Origin of the sequence: Alteromonas sp. AMM-1 (genome assembly GCF_047290655.1) — a bacterium.
Lineage (GTDB): Bacteria > Pseudomonadota > Gammaproteobacteria > Enterobacterales > Alteromonadaceae > Alteromonas > Alteromonas mangrovi.
On record NZ_JBLBUE010000061.1, the window covers coordinates 1 to 18617 of the forward strand.

The 18617-nt window shown below is 47.0% G+C and carries 19 protein-coding genes; 17 read left to right on the forward strand and 2 right to left on the reverse strand.

What is annotated here, in order from left to right; translation table 11 throughout:
- From yceD to ACLR2L_RS11270, 15 genes are all read left to right on the forward strand, one after another.
- On the forward strand, positions 1-450 hold a 450-nt coding region (gene yceD, locus ACLR2L_RS11200), incomplete at its 5' end, for a 23S rRNA accumulation protein YceD (RefSeq protein ID WP_413368271.1).
- A 3-nt stretch (positions 451-453) separates the two neighbouring features.
- A complete protein-coding gene (rpmF, locus tag ACLR2L_RS11205; RefSeq protein WP_073324727.1) occupies positions 454-624 on the forward strand; it encodes a 50S ribosomal protein L32 in 171 nt (56 codons plus the stop codon).
- Positions 625-642: 18 nt separating this feature from the next.
- The gene (plsX, locus tag ACLR2L_RS11210) at positions 643-1668 is read left to right on the forward strand and encodes a phosphate acyltransferase PlsX (protein WP_413368273.1); all 1026 of its coding nucleotides are present in this window, start codon (positions 643-645) and stop codon (positions 1666-1668) included.
- Positions 1665-2630, forward strand: coding sequence for a beta-ketoacyl-ACP synthase III (locus ACLR2L_RS11215; RefSeq protein ID WP_140957099.1), 966 nt, complete (start codon positions 1665-1667; stop codon positions 2628-2630). The genes plsX and ACLR2L_RS11215 overlap by 4 nt, the downstream gene beginning before the upstream one ends.
- A 50-nt stretch (positions 2631-2680) precedes the next feature.
- Positions 2681-3610: an ACP S-malonyltransferase gene (gene fabD / locus ACLR2L_RS11220; protein WP_413368275.1), complete on the forward strand. Its 930-nt coding sequence runs from the start codon at positions 2681-2683 to the stop codon at positions 3608-3610.
- A gap of 15 nt (positions 3611-3625) precedes the next feature.
- Positions 3626-4366 (forward strand): 3-oxoacyl-ACP reductase FabG, encoded by a 741-nt coding sequence (fabG, locus tag ACLR2L_RS11225; protein WP_140957101.1) that lies wholly within the window; start codon positions 3626-3628, stop codon positions 4364-4366.
- A 202-nt stretch (positions 4367-4568) separates the two neighbouring features.
- Positions 4569-4808, forward strand: a complete 240-nt coding sequence (gene acpP / locus ACLR2L_RS11230; protein ID WP_018981476.1) for an acyl carrier protein — start codon at positions 4569-4571, stop codon at positions 4806-4808.
- Positions 4809-4890: 82 nt separating this feature from the next.
- Complete coding sequence (gene fabF, locus ACLR2L_RS11235) at positions 4891-6129, forward strand: beta-ketoacyl-ACP synthase II (RefSeq protein ID WP_413368278.1); 1239 nt, start codon at positions 4891-4893, stop codon at positions 6127-6129.
- Positions 6130-6254: 125 nt separating this feature from the next.
- The gene (gene pabC / locus ACLR2L_RS11240) at positions 6255-7088 is read left to right on the forward strand and encodes an aminodeoxychorismate lyase (protein WP_413368280.1); all 834 of its coding nucleotides are present in this window, start codon (positions 6255-6257) and stop codon (positions 7086-7088) included.
- A complete protein-coding gene (mltG, locus tag ACLR2L_RS11245; RefSeq protein WP_413368282.1) occupies positions 7081-8094 on the forward strand; it encodes an endolytic transglycosylase MltG in 1014 nt (337 codons plus the stop codon). The genes pabC and mltG overlap by 8 nt, the downstream gene beginning before the upstream one ends.
- Positions 8095-8100: 6 nt before the next feature.
- Entirely contained in the window at positions 8101-8718 is a 618-nt protein-coding gene (tmk, locus tag ACLR2L_RS11250) for a dTMP kinase (RefSeq protein ID WP_413368284.1), read from the forward strand.
- Positions 8719-8780: 62 nt separating this feature from the next.
- Positions 8781-9623: a DNA polymerase III subunit delta gene (locus ACLR2L_RS11255; protein ID WP_413368286.1), complete on the forward strand. Its 843-nt coding sequence runs from the start codon at positions 8781-8783 to the stop codon at positions 9621-9623.
- 10 nt (positions 9624-9633) lie between these two features.
- On the forward strand, positions 9634-10425 hold the full coding sequence (locus tag ACLR2L_RS11260; protein ID WP_413368288.1) for a TatD family hydrolase: 792 nt from the start codon (positions 9634-9636) through the stop codon (positions 10423-10425).
- Positions 10422-10985 carry a pyridoxamine 5'-phosphate oxidase family protein gene (locus tag ACLR2L_RS11265; protein WP_413368291.1) on the forward strand — a complete coding sequence of 188 codons (564 nt, stop codon included), beginning with the start codon at positions 10422-10424 and terminating at the stop codon, positions 10983-10985. The genes ACLR2L_RS11260 and ACLR2L_RS11265 overlap by 4 nt, the downstream gene beginning before the upstream one ends.
- A 192-nt stretch (positions 10986-11177) precedes the next feature.
- Positions 11178-12176 carry a substrate-binding domain-containing protein gene (locus ACLR2L_RS11270; protein ID WP_413368293.1) on the forward strand — a complete coding sequence of 333 codons (999 nt, stop codon included), beginning with the start codon at positions 11178-11180 and terminating at the stop codon, positions 12174-12176.
- Here the strand turns inward: ACLR2L_RS11270 and ACLR2L_RS11275 are convergent.
- Positions 12146-12682 carry a gluconokinase gene (locus ACLR2L_RS11275; protein WP_413368295.1) on the reverse strand — a complete coding sequence of 179 codons (537 nt, stop codon included), beginning with the start codon at positions 12680-12682 and terminating at the stop codon, positions 12146-12148. The genes ACLR2L_RS11270 and ACLR2L_RS11275 overlap by 31 nt on opposite strands.
- Before the next feature lie 135 nt (positions 12683-12817).
- Between ACLR2L_RS11275 and ACLR2L_RS11280 the strand changes: the two genes are divergently transcribed.
- On the forward strand, positions 12818-14158 hold the full coding sequence (locus tag ACLR2L_RS11280; protein WP_413368297.1) for a GntP family permease: 1341 nt from the start codon (positions 12818-12820) through the stop codon (positions 14156-14158).
- Between the two features lie 74 nt (positions 14159-14232).
- Here ACLR2L_RS11280 and ACLR2L_RS11285 read toward each other — a convergent pair whose 3' ends face one another.
- The gene (locus tag ACLR2L_RS11285) at positions 14233-15348 is read right to left on the reverse strand and encodes an ROK family transcriptional regulator (protein WP_413368299.1); all 1116 of its coding nucleotides are present in this window, start codon (positions 15346-15348) and stop codon (positions 14233-14235) included.
- Positions 15349-16088: 740 nt separating this feature from the next.
- On the opposite strand from ACLR2L_RS11285, the gene ACLR2L_RS11290 reads away from it, so the two are divergent.
- A partial coding sequence (locus tag ACLR2L_RS11290; protein ID WP_413368301.1) for a TonB-dependent receptor occupies positions 16089-18617 on the forward strand: 2529 nt, incomplete at its 3' end.

Below are 18617 nucleotides of genomic sequence, written 5' to 3' on the forward strand. Positions count from 1 at the left end.
AAAAATCTGGAACGATTGAATGAAGCTGTTGTCAGCTGTGATGAATGGGTGAACGCAGAAGTACAGTTCGAAAAAGACGCGCAGGGTCTTACTGTCTTTCACGGTCACTTAAGCGCACAGGTAACACTTATCTGTCAGAGGTGTAATGGCGAGTTTCCACACTCACTTCATACCGAATTCTGTTTTAGTCCGGTGCAGGGACAAGATCAGGAAGAGGCAGATGCATTACCCGAAGCCTATGAACCGGTAGAGGTCAACGACCACGGAGAAGTCGATTTACTTCAATTATTTGAAGACGAGTTGATTATCTCATTACCTATCGTAGCCCTTCATGCAGAGGAGGATTGCGAAGTGGGTGAAGACGATATGACATTTGGTAAAATCGACCCGGCTAATGAGCGACCAAACCCTTTCGCGGTTTTGAAAGAACTTAAGCGAGACCAGGAGTAAGTTATGGCAGTACAACAAAATCGTAAAACACGCTCTAAGCGTGGTATGCGTCGTTCACACGATGCATTGACAGGCGCGACTTTGTCTGTCGATTCAACGTCGGGTGAAACACACCGTCGTCACCACGTAACCGCTGATGGTTACTACAAAGGCAAAAAAGTCATCGGTAACTAAGTTACTGGTGCTGACATTTTGTCTAAACTAACCATTGCGTTAGATATCATGGGGGGCGATCACGGTCCCCCTGTTATCCTTTCAGCTGCAAAGCAAGCTATTCAATCACTTCCCGATGTGCAGTTTATTCTGTGCGGTCGTGAAGAAATCATATCCCCGGCACTTGACGATCTTACCAACGACCAGCGCAGTCGCGTTGTAGTTGAGCATTGTGAACAATCAGTAGAAATGGGCGAAGTACCCACGTCAGCGTTGCGCAATAAAAAGCAATCATCCATGCGCAGAATGCTGGAACTGGTTGAGTCTGGTGAAGCCCAGGCTTGTGTCAGTGCGGGAAACACAGGCGCGTTGCTAACGCTGGCATTTTGCGTGCTAAAAACACTGCCGGGTATCGACAGACCCGCGTTGGTGTCTGATATGCCAACGGCCAGTCATCACCGTGTCTTTTTGTTAGATCTGGGGGCTAATGTTAACTGTACCTCAGAAATTCTGTTCCAGTACGGTGTTATGGGTTCGGTGCTGGCAGAACAAATTAGTGGCATTCAGCAACCCCGCGTCGCATTGCTCAACGTGGGTGAAGAAGATATCAAGGGCAATGCTCAGGTAAAATACGCCGACCAGTTGTTCCGCAATGCCAAAGGGTTAAATTACATTGGCTATGTGGAAGGGGATGATATCTTTACCGATAATGCCGATGTAGTGGTAACCGACGGTTTTACCGGCAATATTGCGCTTAAATCTTGTGAAGGTCTGGCTAAGCTGGTAATAAATGAGATCAAGCGTCAGTCGCAGCAAAGTTTTTTCAGCAGACTGATGGCTAGAATTGCACTTCCGCTGTTAAAAACCGTGTATAACAGGGTGAACCCCGACCAGTATAACGGTGCCAGTCTGATAGGATTGCGCGGCATTGTGATCAAGAGTCACGGTAACGCCTCGGCCGATGCATTCTACTATGCCATTCTGCAAGCCAAGCAGGAAGCCGAGATGAACGTGCCAGAAAAAATAAAAAGTAAAATAGAAACCGTTTTATTGGAGCAACTTTGAGCAAATTTTCACGTATTATCGGGACGGGAAGTTATTATCCCAGTGATGTGCGCACTAATGCTGATCTCGAAGTCATGGTGGACACCAGTGACGAATGGATAACAGACCGCACCGGTATCAAAGAACGCCGAATTGCCGGGCCGCATGAAACGGCTGCAACAATGGGAGCAGAAGCCAGCAAGAAAGCCATTGAGGCTGCGGGCATCGATCCTAAATCCATCGACATGATTGTATGTGCAACCACATCAGGTCGTTATGCTTTACCAAGCACCGCGTGTGAAATACAAAACATATTACAACTCGACAACATCCCCGCTTTCGACGTAGCCGCGGCCTGTGCTGGCTACTGTTACGCGCTGAGTGTTGCCGACCAGTACATCAAAAGTGGTATGGCTAAGCGTATTTTAGTGATTGGCACCGACTGTTTGAGCCGGTTAGTGAATCCGTCTGATCGCACAATGGTTATTCTGTTTGGCGATGCTGCTGGTGCTACCCTTATTGAAGCCAGTGATGAGCCGGGTATTTTATCTACCCATATCAATGCTGCAGGTTCATACAGCGATTTGTTGTATGTGGGTAACCCCACACGTGGTGATGAGCAATCTGTTCACGAAAACTGGGGTGTCATGAAAGGCAACGAAGTCTTTAAAGTGGCGGTTACCAAGCTTTCCGAAGTAGTGGAACAGACGCTTGCTGCCAATAACATGGCAAAATCTGATCTTGACTGGCTGGTCCCTCACCAAGCAAACTTCCGAATTATAAAAGCAACAGCGAAAAAGCTGGATATGTCACTTGACCAGGTTGTACTTACCCTGGAGAAGTATGGCAATACGTCAGCTGCGACCGTACCTACGGCACTCGATACCGCTGTTCGTGATGGCAGAATCCAACGTGGTCAGCATTTATTGCTGGAAGCATTCGGCGGTGGATTCGCCTGGGCATCTGCGTTAGTGCGCTATTAAGCGTTGCAGATTGAGTTCGTAGTTAATCAGAAAAATAATAAGGAATTTTTATGTCTCGTATCGCCTGCGTATTTCCTGGTCAAGGATCACAAGCGGTTGGCATGCTCAAAGAACTTTCAGAGACGCATCCTTCAGTTATTGAAACATTCTCTCAGGCTTCCGCTGTATTAGGCTATGATCTTTGGGATCTGGTACAAAACAATGCTGAGAAGCTAAACGAAACGCAAGTAACGCAACCCGCGCTATTAACGGCAAGTGTTGCGATTTACCGTATTTTAACAGAGCAGGGCATTGAACCCGAGTATATGGCCGGGCATAGCCTGGGTGAATATTCAGCGCTAGTATGCAGCGGCGTAATAGCCTTTGAGGATGCGGTTAAATTGGTTGAATCCCGCGGAAAATTCATGCAGCAAGCAGTACCTGCTGGTGCGGGTGCAATGTATGCGATTATCGGCCTGGACGATGAAGCCATTGCTGATATTTGCCATCAAACCGCCATCGCTACTGGCGATGTAGTGGCTCCGGTTAATTTTAATTCACCTGGTCAGGTCGTTATTGCAGGTGAAACCAAAGCGGCCGAACAAGCTGCCGCCGCCTGTAAAGAAGCTGGTGCAAAACGTGCGCTTCCGCTATCGGTAAGTGTGCCTTCGCATTGTGAGTTAATGCGTCCGGCAGCAGATCAACTCGATGATGCTCTGGCTAACATTACGATAAATGAACCATCAGTGAAGGTAGTAAATAACGTCGATGTAGCGGTTGAATCTAATCCCGATACTATTCGCAATGCGTTGGTTCGTCAGCTTTATTGTCCCGTACAATGGACCAAAACCATTGAATTCCTGGCGGCTGAAGGTATCGACACTGTCATTGAAATTGGGCCGGGCAAAGTGTTAACCGGTCTGGGTAAACGCATTGCCAATACCGTTAATTATATTGCTATTAATACACCAGACACGCTTACTGCGTGGCAGGAAGCGTAAACAGGAACGTAAAAAATGAGTGATTTACAGGGTAAAATTGCGTTAGTTACCGGCGCAAGCCGCGGCATTGGTAAAGCCATTGCTACACAACTGGCTGAGCAAGGCGCAATTGTAATTGGTACTGCAACCAGCGATTCAGGCGCAGCAGCCATTACTGAGTATCTTCAGGCGACAGGCGGCAAAGGTATGACGCTGAATGTAACTGAGTCAGGTGCCTCTGAAGCACTGGTGAAAGCCATTACAGAAGAGTTTGGTTCAATTGATATTTTAGTGAATAATGCCGGTATCACACGCGATAATCTGCTAATGCGCATGAAAGATGACGAGTGGCAGGCAATCATGGATACTAACCTGACATCCATTTTTTCATTGTCAAAAGCCGTTTTGCGTGGAATGATGAAGAAACGCTTCGGCCGTATCGTGTCGATAGGTTCTGTAGTGGGTTGTGCAGGCAACGCTGGTCAGGCAAACTACGCAGCTGCAAAAGCCGGTGTGATTGGTTTTTCTAAATCTTTGGCACGTGAAGTGGCTTCCCGTGGCATTACCGTTAACGTAGTGGCACCAGGCTTTATTGATACAGACATGACAAAAGCGCTAAGCGATGAACAACGCGAAGCGATTTTTAAAGATATTCCGGCGAACCGTTTGGGTCAGCCAGAGGAAATTGCCGCCACAGTAAGCTTCCTGGTAAGCAATGGTGCGGCATATATAACCGGTGAAACCATTCAGGTGAATGGTGGTATGTATATGGGTTAAGTCTGATTTGAGTGTTAATTCGTAAATTGCATTGACACTCATGAAGATAAAACCTTGAATGTAAAAATCTTGTTGATTAAACTTGGTTCGCTGCTGGTTTGACCAGGCCATTTGTTTCTACTGGTTGCTTGCAAGCCTCGGGCTTGCAAAATAAACTAGCGGCATTTTTTGTATCTAGTGACGTTAAGGGAAACCTAGAATTATGAGTAACATTGAAGAGCGCGTAAAAAAAATCATCGTTGAGCAGCTTGGTGTTAAAGAAGAAGAAGTTAAATCCGAAGCATCGTTTGTTGATGATTTAGGCGCTGACTCGCTTGACACTGTTGAGTTGGTAATGGCGTTAGAAGAAGAGTTCGACACTGAGATTCCAGATGAAGAAGCTGAGAAGATCACGACTGTTCAGTCTGCTATCGACTACATCAACGCAAACAAAGACGCGTAAGCATCTTTTTCCAGATAAAACGGCTCGATAACGAGCCGTTTTCTGTTTACCTTCCTTATAAGTTCCAATGCGAGGGCATTTTGTGACAAAACGTCGCGTAGTGGTTACTGGTCTGGGCATGCTATCCCCACTGGGTTTGTCAGTAGACAAAACCTGGACACGTCTGTTAGCGGGCGAGAGCGGGATCGGTGAAATCACCCATTTTGATTGCAGTGACTATTCCACCCGGTTTGCCGGTCAAATCAATGATTTTGACCCACAAGAATATATCGACAAAAAAGAAGCCAAGAAAATGGACCGCTTTATCCAACTAGGGATAGCTGCGGGTAAACAGGCTTTAGCCGATTCAGGCTTAGCGATTACCGCCGACAACGCGCATCGCGTAGGTGTAGCGATTGGCTCTGGGATCGGTGGTCTTGAACAAATTGAACAGAATCACGTGAAGTTGATGAACAGCGGCCCACGTCGCGTGTCGCCATTTTTTGTTCCATCTACTATCACTAATATGATTTCTGGCTTCCTGTCGATCATGGAAGGTCTTAAAGGGCCAAACCTGAACATCGTTACAGCGTGTACCACTGGTGTGCATAACATTGGTGTTGCGGCCAGAACCATTGCTTATGGCGATGCTGATGCCATGCTGGCAGGCGGCGCAGAAGCGACTATTACGCCGCTGGGTATCGCCGGCTTTGCTGCAGCTCGCGCCTTATCGTCTCGCAACGATGCGCCACAACAAGCCAGCCGTCCCTGGGATAAAGACCGTGACGGTTTCGTTATGGGCGAAGGTGCTGGCGTAGTCATGCTGGAAGAGTATGAATCAGCTGTTGCTCGTGGGGCGACCATTTATGCCGAGTTGGTTGGCTTTGGGATGAGTGGTGACGCATATCATATGACCTCGCCACCAGAAAATGGTGAAGGTGCAGCCGCTTCTATGGTGAATGCACTTAATGATGCACAAATTGCGCGTGAAACGATCGGCTACATTAACGCGCATGGTACCTCTACACCTGCTGGTGACATTGCAGAAGTGTCTGCGGTTAAAGGTGTATTTGGTGAACATGCACATAAGTTGCTGGTGAGTTCAACCAAATCAATGACGGGTCACTTATTAGGTGCCGCTGGTTCAGTAGAAGCTATTTTTACAATACTGGCACTGCGTGACAAAATGGCTCCGCCTACCATAAACCTCGATAATCCGGGTGAAGGGTGTGATTTAGATTTTGTTGCACACAAAGCCAAAGCATTTGAAGAAGAGTATGCGTTATGTAACTCATTCGGCTTTGGCGGTACTAATGGTAGTTTGATTTTCAAACGCCCATAGTACGCATCGCCGTAAAGATGACAAAACGGGAGCACACGCTCCCGTTTTTGTTTGCTTTCAGAGTAAATTTCCCGATTAATAACTGTTATACTCGCCCTAATGATGGATTTTACTTTTCGCAGGGCATGACAGAGTCTGTTCAAATACAATCACTTAACCAATTTGCTCTGAACGATCGACTGGCTAATTACGGCGATGGTGTCTTTACCACCATGCATGTTTCAGATGGCAAAGTAGGTTTGATGTCACGGCATATTGCGCGTTTGGTAAATGATGCTGCGGCGTTAGGCCTGACAGTATCCAAAGACAGTATTGAACAGCTAATTACACAGGCGTTAATGCAGCGCAGTGACGGCGTGTTAAAGATCCTGATTGGAAGTGGCCAGGGTGGGCGCGGGTATTCTCGCCCGGACACGGTTTCTTTGTCGGCTGCGGTCAGTTGGCACCTGGTCCCGGCATTTTATGATGACTGGCGCAGGAATGGCATTGCATTGGCGGTGTCGCCAATCACACTGGCGCAGCAACCGTTGTTAGCCGGATTAAAACACGCAAATCGCTTGGAACAAGTGTTAGTTAAACGGGCCATGCAAAACATGCACTGTGACGACTGCATAGTAACCGATCGCAATAAAACCATTATTGAAGCCAGTGCGGCTAATGTATTTTGGTATAAGCAGGGCATCTGGTTTACACCAGAACTTTCGCAGGCCGGTGTTAATGGTGTTATGCGGCAGTTTATCTTACAGCATGTCAACAATATAGAAGTTGGCGAGTATCATTTGCGCAATCTTGCTGATGCTGAAGCAATCATGCTCACCAATGCGTTAATGCAGATAGTGCCTGCACATTCATTGGTGATGGGCAACCAATCCGACATTGTCAAATATTCGCTGGAGCCGGTTCACGCGATACAAACGTCATTAAAGTGCGCATATGATCAGGAAAGCGCCTGTGCGTAAACTGCTCATTCTGGTGCTCTTACTGATCGCGGCCGGGATGGCAGCGAACGGCTGGTTTCAGCAGCAATTAAATACGCCGCTTGTACTCAGTAGCCCGGTTTTGTATACCTTGCCAGGTGGGCAGACTGCCATCGCAACAATCAACGAATTTGATCGCAACGGCTGGTTACCCATGCCTCGTAAGGTGGCCAGACTGTGGTTGAAATTTGTTGCAGGCAATACTCGTATTCGCGCCGGTACATATGAGATTCAACCGGGAAAAACACTGGCAGAAGTGTTTGCGCAGTTGGCATCCGGACAGGAAGCACAGTTCAATATAACCCTCATTGAGGGTCTGACATTTGAGCAGTGGGCACAAATATTGGTATCTCATCCACGATTAACTAATGACTTATCTGAAGAAAGCCTCCAACCGGTGCTCAATAGCTGGCGCAATCACGCTGATCAGGATGTGACATCACTCGAAGGATTGTTATTAGCTGAAACGTATCGCTTTACCGCAGGCACTAAAGCCAGCGTAATAGTGCAGCGTGCGTCCAATGCGATGCAAACGTATTTATTGGATAATTGGGAAAAGCGAATAGGTGGATTACCTTATAAAACACCCTTCGAGGTGTTGATTATGGCGTCCATCATTGAAAAAGAAACCGCGCTTGAACATGAACGGGCGCATATCGCCGGTGTATTTGTTAATCGCCTCGACCGCAATATGCGCTTACAAACCGACCCAACCGTGATCTACGGTCTGGGAGAGCAATTTGATGGCAACCTGACTCGTAAACACTTGCGGGAAGATACGCCGTACAATACCTATGTACATAAAGGTCTGCCTCCTGGCCCGATTGCCATGATTGGTAAGGCTGCGGTAAACGCAGCATTGTTACCGGAAATTACTGATGATCTGTATTTTGTAGCGAAAGGTGATGGCAGCCATGTGTTTTCCGCTACGTTAGCGGAGCACAATCAGGCGGTCAGGCAGTATCAGTTAAAAATAGAGGATAAGTAAGCGCCCATGAGTGGAAAGTTTATCGTTGTTGAAGGCCTTGAGGGCGCTGGCAAGAGTTCGGTAATTGCATTAATTGAGTCGCTGATCAAGGCAAAAGGCCATCACACTATTACTACCCGTGAACCTGGCGGTACGCCTATGGCTGAGGCCATTCGAGCATGCGTGAAGCAAAATTGGCAGGAAACGGTAGTTGAAGAAACCGAGCTGATGCTTATGTATGCTGCCCGGGCCCAGTTGTTGGCGAATGTGATCAAACCGGCTCTGGCGGAAGAAACCTGGGTTATTGGCGACCGTCACGATTTATCTTCACAGGCCTATCAGGGCGGGGGGCGCGGTATATCGCATTCAACGTTAACTGCCTTGCGCGATCTAACGTTAAAAGGCTTCAAGCCAGACCTAACCCTGTATCTTGACGTAGAACCGGCAACTGGCCTTGCGCGCGCTCGTGGCCGTGGTGAACTGGATCGCATTGAACTGTCGGGACTTGCATTTTTCGAGCGCACGCGGGCGCGATATCAGGCGTTGGCTGCACAAGACGAAAGCATAATAACTATAAGCGCTATGCAGACTATGCCTGAGGTTCACGATCAGGTCCGTGATGTTGTGGAGCAGTTTCTGCAATGATACAGCACAGTGCTACACAAGACTCTCTCTTGCCTTGGCTTACGCTAACGCGTGAGTCGTTGATGCTACGATTTTTACAGCACAGCCTGCACCATGGCCTGTTGGTGAGTGGGCAAGAGGGCATCGGTAAACGTTGTTTGGCTGATGCGATGATGAAAGGGATCTTGTGTTTACAACCGTCAGTGCAGGGTGCTTGCGGAATGTGTCAGAGTTGTAAACTGGTAAATGCCGGTACTCATCCTGATCATCATGTGCTGGAAAGTGAAAAGCAGTTGGGCGTAGACGCCATTCGAACCAGTATTGCCAAGCTCAGTTCAACACCGCAAATAGGCCGTCACAAGGTGTTACTGATCCCCGTTGCCGAGAAAATGACAGAAGCGGCATCAAACGCGCTTTTGAAAACGTTGGAAGAGCCCACTGATAATACGTATTTGTTTCTGCTTACCAGTAAAATTAATAGTTTGCTTCCTACCATACTGAGCCGTTGTGAAAAGGTACATTTGCCCGTGCCAGAGATCGCCCAAAGCCTGAATTGGTTAACCGAACAGGGCGATTTTGAGGTTTCGCAAGCCTTGCTACAGGCATATGGTAACGCGCCGCTCAGAGTATTAAAGGCTTTGCAGGATGAGAACAGCGTGTCGTTCCGGGAGTTTAGCGATGGCCTGGCGGATATGTTAGCGGGTAAAGCCGATATTACCGCGATGGCAGGTAAGTGGCAGGGGAGTACAGAATTGGTTATTGACTGGTGTCAGCAATATTACCATGATCAGTACCGGATGCAGCTGCGTACCAGCGATTTCGAACGGTATCAGCAGTGCCTGGCATTTGCCCGGCGTGCCCAGCATCCGGGCATCAATAAAACACTACTGTTATCACAACTTTTTTCTCAATTAGTTCAAGCATAAGAGGCACATTTTGTTTGTAGATTCACATTGCCATTTAGACCGACTCGATAAATCTCCCGAGGCATTACGCGATACATTGGAATTTGCCCGCCGTCGTGGCGTTGAGCACTTTTTATGTGTGTCCGTATCGGTGAAAGATTATCCTGCGATGGCAGAAACAGTGGCTGAATTTAACGATGTGTCTGTGTCGTGCGGCGTGCACCCTTTACACCAGGAAGATGCCTGTGATTATAACGACTTGCTTACCGCCGCTCGCGATGAAAAGGTCGTAGCCATTGGTGAAACCGGCCTGGATTATTACTATAGTGCAGATACGCGAGATGTACAAATACAATCGTTTATTGACCATATCCGCGTAGCAAATGAAACTGGCAAGCCCCTGATTATCCACACTCGTGATGCACGCCAGGAAACGATTGATTTGTTAAAAGCCCATTTGTTGCCGGGAACTCAAGGGGTTTTGCATTGCTTTACAGAAGATTTGGCTATGGCGCAGGCGGCTATTGAACTTGGCTTTTATATTTCCCTTTCAGGCATAGTAACCTTTAAGTCAGCCACTGAGTTACAAGAGGTCGCTAAAGCTGTCCCACTAGACCGTTTGTTAATTGAAACTGACTCGCCCTGGTTGGCGCCGGTGCCTTATCGCGGAAAGCAGAATCAGCCGGGTTATGTGGTGGAAGTGGCTGAATTTATCGCGAAATTACGAGGGATATCCACAAAGCAACTGGCTGAAGCAACTACGTCTAATTTCTATCGTTTATTTTCACTGGCAAAACGAGTAGAGGCGAAGGCAACTGCATGAGCGGCTGGCGGACGCGTTTGGTAAATAGCCTTGCGCTCACTCAGGACATACCAGAGAGTCGTTTTTTTCAATTGGCGACACAGTCTCCCGATGGTCAGTTACACAATCGAACAGTAGTGTTCAGGGGATTGGATGAGACACAAGATGTGTTGTATCTCGTTACTGACACCCGCAGCCAAAAATGTCTCGATTTTCAATGTAATCGCAAAGCTGCGGTGTGCTGGTATTTTGCGCATAGCCGAGAGCAATATCGATTCTCCGTAACGGGGGAGGTTTGTACCGTTCACTCGCACGAATCACTGTGTTCGCATTATTGGGCCCAGTTATCAGAATCAGCAAAATCCCAGTTTTTTTGGGGAGAACCAGGTAGTGCGCGTAATAATCCTGAATATCCATTGAAGATTGTTACGCCCTCAACACAAATCCCCCCATCTCACTTTGCTGTTATCAAATTAACCGTACAAAACGCAGACTATCTGAGTCTCACCGGTAATCCTCAAATCCGTGAGCGATTTGAATTGCAAAATGGCCAATGGATTTGCCAGCCAATTCTGCCCTGAACTTGCTTCACAGCTCTTGTATTTATGACTTTTTGAGACATCGATGTCACTCCATCGCTTGAGCAAGAAGCGCTTAGTTATCATAATACTAAGCCACAACTGGCTAAAGTATTAACCGTTTAACAGGCATTTTTTGACTTGTAATGTTACTTGTAACATACTGAGCCGATAATAAGGCCGTAAAGGATGGCTATGAGTAATAAGAAAGCACTGACACTACAGGATATCGCTGATGAACTGGGGATAACCAAAATGACGGTGTCGCGTTATTTTCGCGAACCAGAGCGCGTAGCCAAAGCTACCAGGGAACGGATCGCCCGAATAGTGGAAACCCAGGGCTTTATACAAAACCGCGCACCTTCGCTAATGTCTAAAGCGATGTCCAAGACGCTTGGCGTAATTATCCCTTCGCTGTCAAATCAGGTTTTTGCGTCTTTGGTTGAAGGCATTGAATCCATCACTCAACCCGCTGGATTTGACATTTTACTGGCTCATTCCGGGTACGATCCAAAAGTTGAAGAGCGCAAAGTTGCTATGCTGCTGTCATATCGCGTCGACGGCTTACTATTATGTGAAACCACACACACGCCAAAAACGGTAAATATGATCAAGCAGGCCGGCATACCAGTAGTCGAGGCCATGGAGTTACCCGACAATCCGTTGGATATGGCGGTAGGTATGGATCACATGCAGGCATCTTATCATGCCGTTACTAACATGATTAAGCGCGGTCGTCGCCACGTAATTTATTTGGCCGCCCGTCTGGATAACCGCACCCGGCTGAGACAAAAAGGCTATGAGCAGGCTATGTGGGATGCGGGCCTTACTCCGTCTAGTGTAGCCACCCCCTTTCATTCCAGCTTTACTCAGGGACAGGCATTGATGCGACAAGCGTTAAACAACTATAACAATATTGATGGCGTGTTTTGTACTAACGATGATCTCGCTATCGGCGCTATGCAATATTGCATGGAGAAGGGGATTCGCGTACCGTCAGATATGGCAGTGGTGGGTTTTAATGCGCTGGATATCGGGCAGGCGATGAAGCCCAGATTAACCAGTGTGGTTACACCCAGAGAAGCTATCGGACGAAAAAGTGCACAGTTACTGATTGATGCTGTATGTGGCTCCCGGGTTAATCAAACCAAGTTCGATTTAGGTTATTCACTTACCGAAGGCAGTAGTTGGTAGGCCCGCTCCACCAATGTGTCAATCGATTCATTAATATTTAGCGTTATAATGTCTTTTTCGCTGCTATTTGGACGCTCAAGTGCCTCAAACTGGCTTTTTAGCATACCAGCCTTCATAAAATGGCCCTGACGTGCCTGCATTCTCTGTTCTATTAATTCATACGAACCGTCAAGAAAAACAAACGACACATGAGTGATTTCTTGCCTGAAAATATCGCGGTAACGTTGCTTAAGTGCCGAGCATACCACCACAACATGTGTGTCGCGGGCCAGGATTGCATTGGCCTGATGGCATATTTCCCGCAGCCAGGGCGCTCGGTCTTCATCGGTTAACGGCACACCTTGCGCCATTTTTGCTATGTTGCTGGCAGGGTGCAAATCGTCCCCATCAATAAATACAGCGTGCATAGAGGTGGCAAGTGCCGCTGCAACGCTGCTTTTGCCGCTGCCACTCACCCCCATTACTACAACACAGCGATAAATTACAGATTGCGTGGATACAGTCATAGCGGATACTTGTTTGTTGTTAAGAAAATGTATATCTTTAATGTTATGCGTAACATTCTAGCGATGACGTGCAGAATGTAAATATAAAAATGAACAAAGCACACTTAAAATAAGGGGAAATACGTGGAGCAGGGGATGTTGCTGTTATCCGGTGGCGCCATGGTAGGAATACTGATGCTGCTGGTTATCGTGGTGCGAATGCACGCATTTATCGCGCTGATTCTGGTTAGTTTGGTCACTGCCTTAGTGACGGGTGTCGACACGGATAAGATTGTATCTGTGATGCTATCGGGGTTCGGTGGCACGCTGGCTGCGGTTGCTCTGTTGGTAGGGCTGGGAGGCATGATTGGTAAACTGCTTGATGCCAGTGGTGGCGCTGATGTGCTGTCAAAACGCTTACTTGATTTGTTTGGCGAACAAAGAGCACCTTTCGCATTGGGCGTTGCCTCATTATTGTTTGGTTTTCCTATCTTTTTTGATGCCGGTCTGATCGTAATGATGCCGGTTTTACTTACTGTCGCGCGCAAACTGGGTAAGTCAACTCTGCCGTTTGTGTTACCCGCTGCGGGGGCTTTTGCGGTGATGCATGCCTTTGTGCCACCGCATCCGGGCCCGGTCGCTGCGGCCGATTTACTCGGTGTGAACATGGGTATGTTGCTGCTGGTAGGATTGTTGGTTGCTATACCCACCTGGTTCTTTGGTGCTTATTTGTTTGGTTTATATGCAGGTACAAAGTATCCACTGCCTGTTCCGACGTGGTTTTCAGCAACGGGCAGTCATTCTGATGTGAAATCCCGGCCATCGTTTTGGCGTGTCATCCTTATTCTGATAACGCCTCTTGTACTGATTTCGCTGGATACCGTGGCCAATACATTGCTAACAGCCGGTGTACTTGAACAAAGCACCTGGGTAAGTAATCTGAGGCTACTGGGTAAAACGCCGGTGGCACTCATGATCACACTATTACTAACACTGTGGTTATTGCGCGCGCAATTTTCCAGAATGCAATTAGAGTCTCTTTGCAACGATGCGCTGGGGCCGCTCTGTGCAGTGATTTTAATTACCGGCGCTGGGGGCATGTTTGGCGGTGTATTACGCGCATCGGGTATTGGCGATGCGTTGGCTGGCATGCTGGCGGAAACCGGATTACCCATTATTGTTGCGGCGTTTATTCTGTCGTCCTGTATTCGCGTGGCGCAGGGCTCTGCAACCGTCGCCTTAACTACCACTGCCGCTTTACTCGCGCCTGTCGTGGCAGCTCAAACGGGGCTGTCTGCGATGGACTTGTGTTGCATTGTTATCGCCATTGCTGGCGGTGCAACCGTACTTTCGCATGTCAATGACTCTGGTTTTTGGTTGGTGTCCAGATTGCTTAATATGGACGAAAAGACGACGCTTAAAACATGGACGGTGATGGAAACGTTACTTGGCAGTCTTGCGTTTTTGTTTGCTGGCGTGCTTAGCTGGTTGTTTTAACAGAGGTTTGGATAGGCGCAGGACGTTTTGTAGCCTATCCAAACGTACATTGTAAATAAACGATATACCGCTTTTTACGGGCTCACTTCGTCTGGTTTTGGTAAGCCAAATTGTGCAAGCGCTACTTCATATGCCCCAGTCTCAACCCCGTTTAAAGGCGCAAAATTGGGCGCGTCACTGGGCACTATTAGCGTTGGCGTGAACAATTGCGGTCGCGTTAACGCAATAATTGCGGGAATAAACGTGGGGTATTTGGTTAACGGTCCGCCCAATACAAACATGTTAGGATTTATCACTGTGGCCATAGACGCAATAATTCGCGAAATGACTTGTAGCGCAGGGTGAGCTGTGAGATCGTCACCGGCTTCCAGCGCTTCCTGCAACTTGTGCTTGTGTACATAATCCTGCAGGTTAACACCGTCCTCAATCATAATATGCCCAAGCTCGCCAGCCATACCCGATGCACCTTTAATCAAATGATTATCAAAGTACACACCACCACCAATACCCTCACCAAAATAGATGAACATAAAATTGGATTCCTGCTGCGCGATACCATTGGCCTTTTCTGCCAGTGTTGCCCAGTTTACGTCATTATCTATGGTCACTGTGCAGTTGAAATGATGGCTAAACAACTGTTTGAAATTGATGCCGTGGATCACTGTGAATTGAGAAAACGGTAGGGCAATAATTTCGCCTGTAGTGGCATTCACCGGTGTTGCCACCGATACACCAATAGACAACAATGGCGCTTGTTGATCATGAAGTGATAATTCCATGATTTGAATAACGGCTTTGATAAAGTCTTGTTTGTTCCAACTGGGATCAATGGTAAAACACTGGTCGCGAATCACACCAAGCGCAAGGTTTGTAAGGCGCAACTGAATTTGCTTTACGTCAATTGCCAGCGCCAGAATAACGCCTTTGGTGGCATTAATCTCGTAAATAATGCCCGCACGACCTTGTTTATTCTGCGTTTTTCTTTTGGTTTCAATTACCAGACCCTGCTTGAGTAAGCGTTGAGCCGACTCTGATATAGTGGGTCTTGAAATACCGGTGAGTTTCGCGATAGAAGCGCGACTCATTGGCCCATATTGTTTAATTGTATGAAAAAACAACCTGTCTGGCATAAGTGCCACAGGTTGTTTCCTGTCAACCGCGTTCGTTGGGGTGTCATTGTTATTTTGCATGTTGTAATTGTCTTTATTGCGACACATCAGGCCTGTAGGGCTTAATTCTTGTTGTACTGTGAACAAAGCATTGTGTTTACAATTACCATCAAACCTGTTCACAAAGTGTTTTGTTAATATACCTGCTTTTTACTCACCTTCCAGTTTTTTATAAAGTTAACCGGGTTAATCAAGTTAGTAATGTAGTACTCATACCTAAAAAGGGGGCCAAAGGTGCTTTTTGTTGGTTAACGTTACTCACAACCCTCTCTATTTTTAAAATAAAAATTATAAATAACAGTGTGTTATTTGAATTGTCGCATCATGTGATCAACAGGCTTTTTACCAGAAACGGTAAATATTGGTGTTTTTCATCGTATTTTTAAAACAAAATAATGTATTTCAATTGAAAACATCTTTATTTTCCAGTCTAGCAATTACCACACCGCATTGAACAAAAATTCGGTGAATGACAAGTATTTTACTTATTTGTTAGGTTTCTTTACAAAACGCTTGCATTGTTATCAAATTGTAAGCTATAAGTTCACCTGTTACAGATTATTAACAATGTTGGTGGTCTGTACGGTTCAATACGGAAGAGAGAAATCGTATTGAATGTTAGCACTGCGTACTGCGTGTAGGACTTCCTACGACTTTGCGTTATCGGAATAGTGGTTGGGTCACTTATGACAACGATGGCAAAAAGCAGGCACAAACGCACATATAAACAAAAGTGTTAATCTCAATTGGAAACCAAAACTATGTTTTATAAGAATAAACTAGCAACAGCTGTATCCGGGGCACTTTGTGTCATGGTCGCGTCAGGCGTCTATGCACAGGAAACGGACACGGTAGAAAAGATTGAAGTAAGAGGCGTAAGAGGCAGTTTATCCCAGTCGATGAATGTCAAACGACAATCAACGGGCGTTGTGGATGCTATTTCTGCTGAAGACATGGGTAAATTCCCTGATACCAACCTGGCAGAATCACTCCAGCGCATTACCGGTGTATCGATTAACCGTGTGAACGGTGAAGGTTCAGAAGTAACGGTACGTGGTTTCGGCGGTAACTTTAACCTGATTACGTTAAACGGCCGTCAAATGCCTGCTGCTAACGTTGCATCAATTACAGGTAACCCGTTAGACCAGGGCGCATCTGGTACTACGCGTTCTTTTGACTTCTCTAACCTGGCTTCTGAGGGTGTAAGCGGTATTGAAGTATACAAAACTGGTCGTGCGGCAGTGCCATCAGGCGGTATTGGTGCAACCATTAACATCAATACGCTGAAGCCACTGGCACAGGGCGATGATCGCGCGTCAATTGGTGTTAAAGCCATGAAAGACGAAGGCGGTGACGGTGTAACACCAGAGTTAAGCGGTGTAGCTAACTGGGTAAATGACGACGGTAACTTCGGTGTTGCGCTGTTTGGTTCTTATCAGGAACGTGATTCTGGTAGCCGCCACATGAGCGTGGAAAACTACCAACTGTACAACTGGGATTCAACGTCACCGGGTACGTTTGGTTTAGTTGACGGTGCTACCGTAACCAATGCACCAGAAGAAGGGCAATTGGTTGCTATGCCTTCTAACCTGGGTATTGGTTTAAACAATGATAACCGCGAACGCGTTAACGGCATGTTAACCGTGCAATATGCGCCTAATGATCAAATGACCATTACTGCTGATGCAACGTACGCGAGCAACACCATTTCTTCTACGTCAATTGTAGATGGTATTTGGTTTGCGCGTCAGTTTACCGATATGGAATTTGATGGCAACCCAGTGGTTGCTACTCCTATTCGTTTTACTGAAGATATCGATGGTGGTAAAGATTTCTTCTTCCAAAACCTGGTAATGGGTGCGAAGGACGAGCTGAAGTCATTTGGTTTTAACGTAGACTGGTGGGCAAACGATGCCCTGAACCTGCGTTTTGATGCCTCATTGGCGGAAGCAAGCAGTGGCGGCAATGGCCCATACGGCAAAAACGTAATTCGTTTCAACGTTGCTGGTGCTACTGCTGGTTGGCAAACAGTTGATTACTCGCAGTCTTTACCACAAGCAAGTATTGTCGTAGACGATTCAATCAAGGGTAACAACAATGGAATCTTTGATTTGGCTGATGTTGGTCCGCAGGTAACTCGCGCAATTTCGTCTGATCAAACGTCAAAAGTAAACCAGTTCCGTTTCGACGGTACCTGGGATAAAGGCGGCGATTTAAAACTTGATTTCGGTTTGGGCTATTTGTCTACCGAAATGGAACAGGTTCGTTACGAAACTGAAGCACAGCTGGGTGGCTGGGGTGTTGCTGATGTAGGCAATATTCCTGAAGGTCTGTTGGAGATCACTTGTACCGCATGTGCGTTCCAGGACCACAACATGAGCGGCGTAGCCGGGGCCGATGCGATGGCAGTTCCGTCAGGCGCAACCACTATTCCATTGGGTAGTGTGTCGTTCCGTGGCAATGCCGTTGATTTGTTAAACGCAGTGGCGCCAGCTTACGGTTATACACCGGGCGATCTGCCAGCGGTAAGCTCTGCCAACAACACCGTTAAAGAAGACATTTTGTCATTGTATGCAATGGCAACATTGGAAGGCGAAATTGGTGGCTTTGAAGCGAACTTAGTAGTAGGTGCGCGTTACGAGCGCACAGATGTAACTTCTATTTCGTTACAGTCGGTACCCGAGCAAATTATTTGGACGTCAGATAACGATTTCCGTGTTCAGTTAGGCTCGAATACCGAAGCGCTGTCGGAAGATCACATGTATGAGAGCTTCCTGCCAAATATCGACGTATCACTTAACATTACTGATGATATAAAAGCCCGTGCATCTTATAGCATGACCTTAGCGCGTCCTGCTTATAATCAGATGTACACTGCTACCAGCATTGGTGCACCGGGTCGTCCTACCTATTTAGGTGGTGTGGCTTCGGGTAGCCGTGGTAATGCGAAGCTGGATCCATTGTTGTCTAACAACTTCGATGTGTCTCTGGAATATTACTACGACGAATCCAGCATGGTGTCAGTAGGTTACTACCGCAAAGACGTAGAAAACTTTGTGGGAACACAACAAGTTTCGCAAAGCCTGTTTGGTTTGCTTGACGCTACATCAGGCCAGGCTGGTACAACGTCGGGTGATGCTATCGCAGCATTGCAGGATCGTGGTATCGAAGTAACTGAACGTAACTACTTCACTATGACAGCACTGCTTGCCAATCCGGATGCCTATCCGAATGGCGCAGACGACTTTGTGGAAGGTCAGTTGTTCGCAGACGAAGTATTTGCCGCTTAT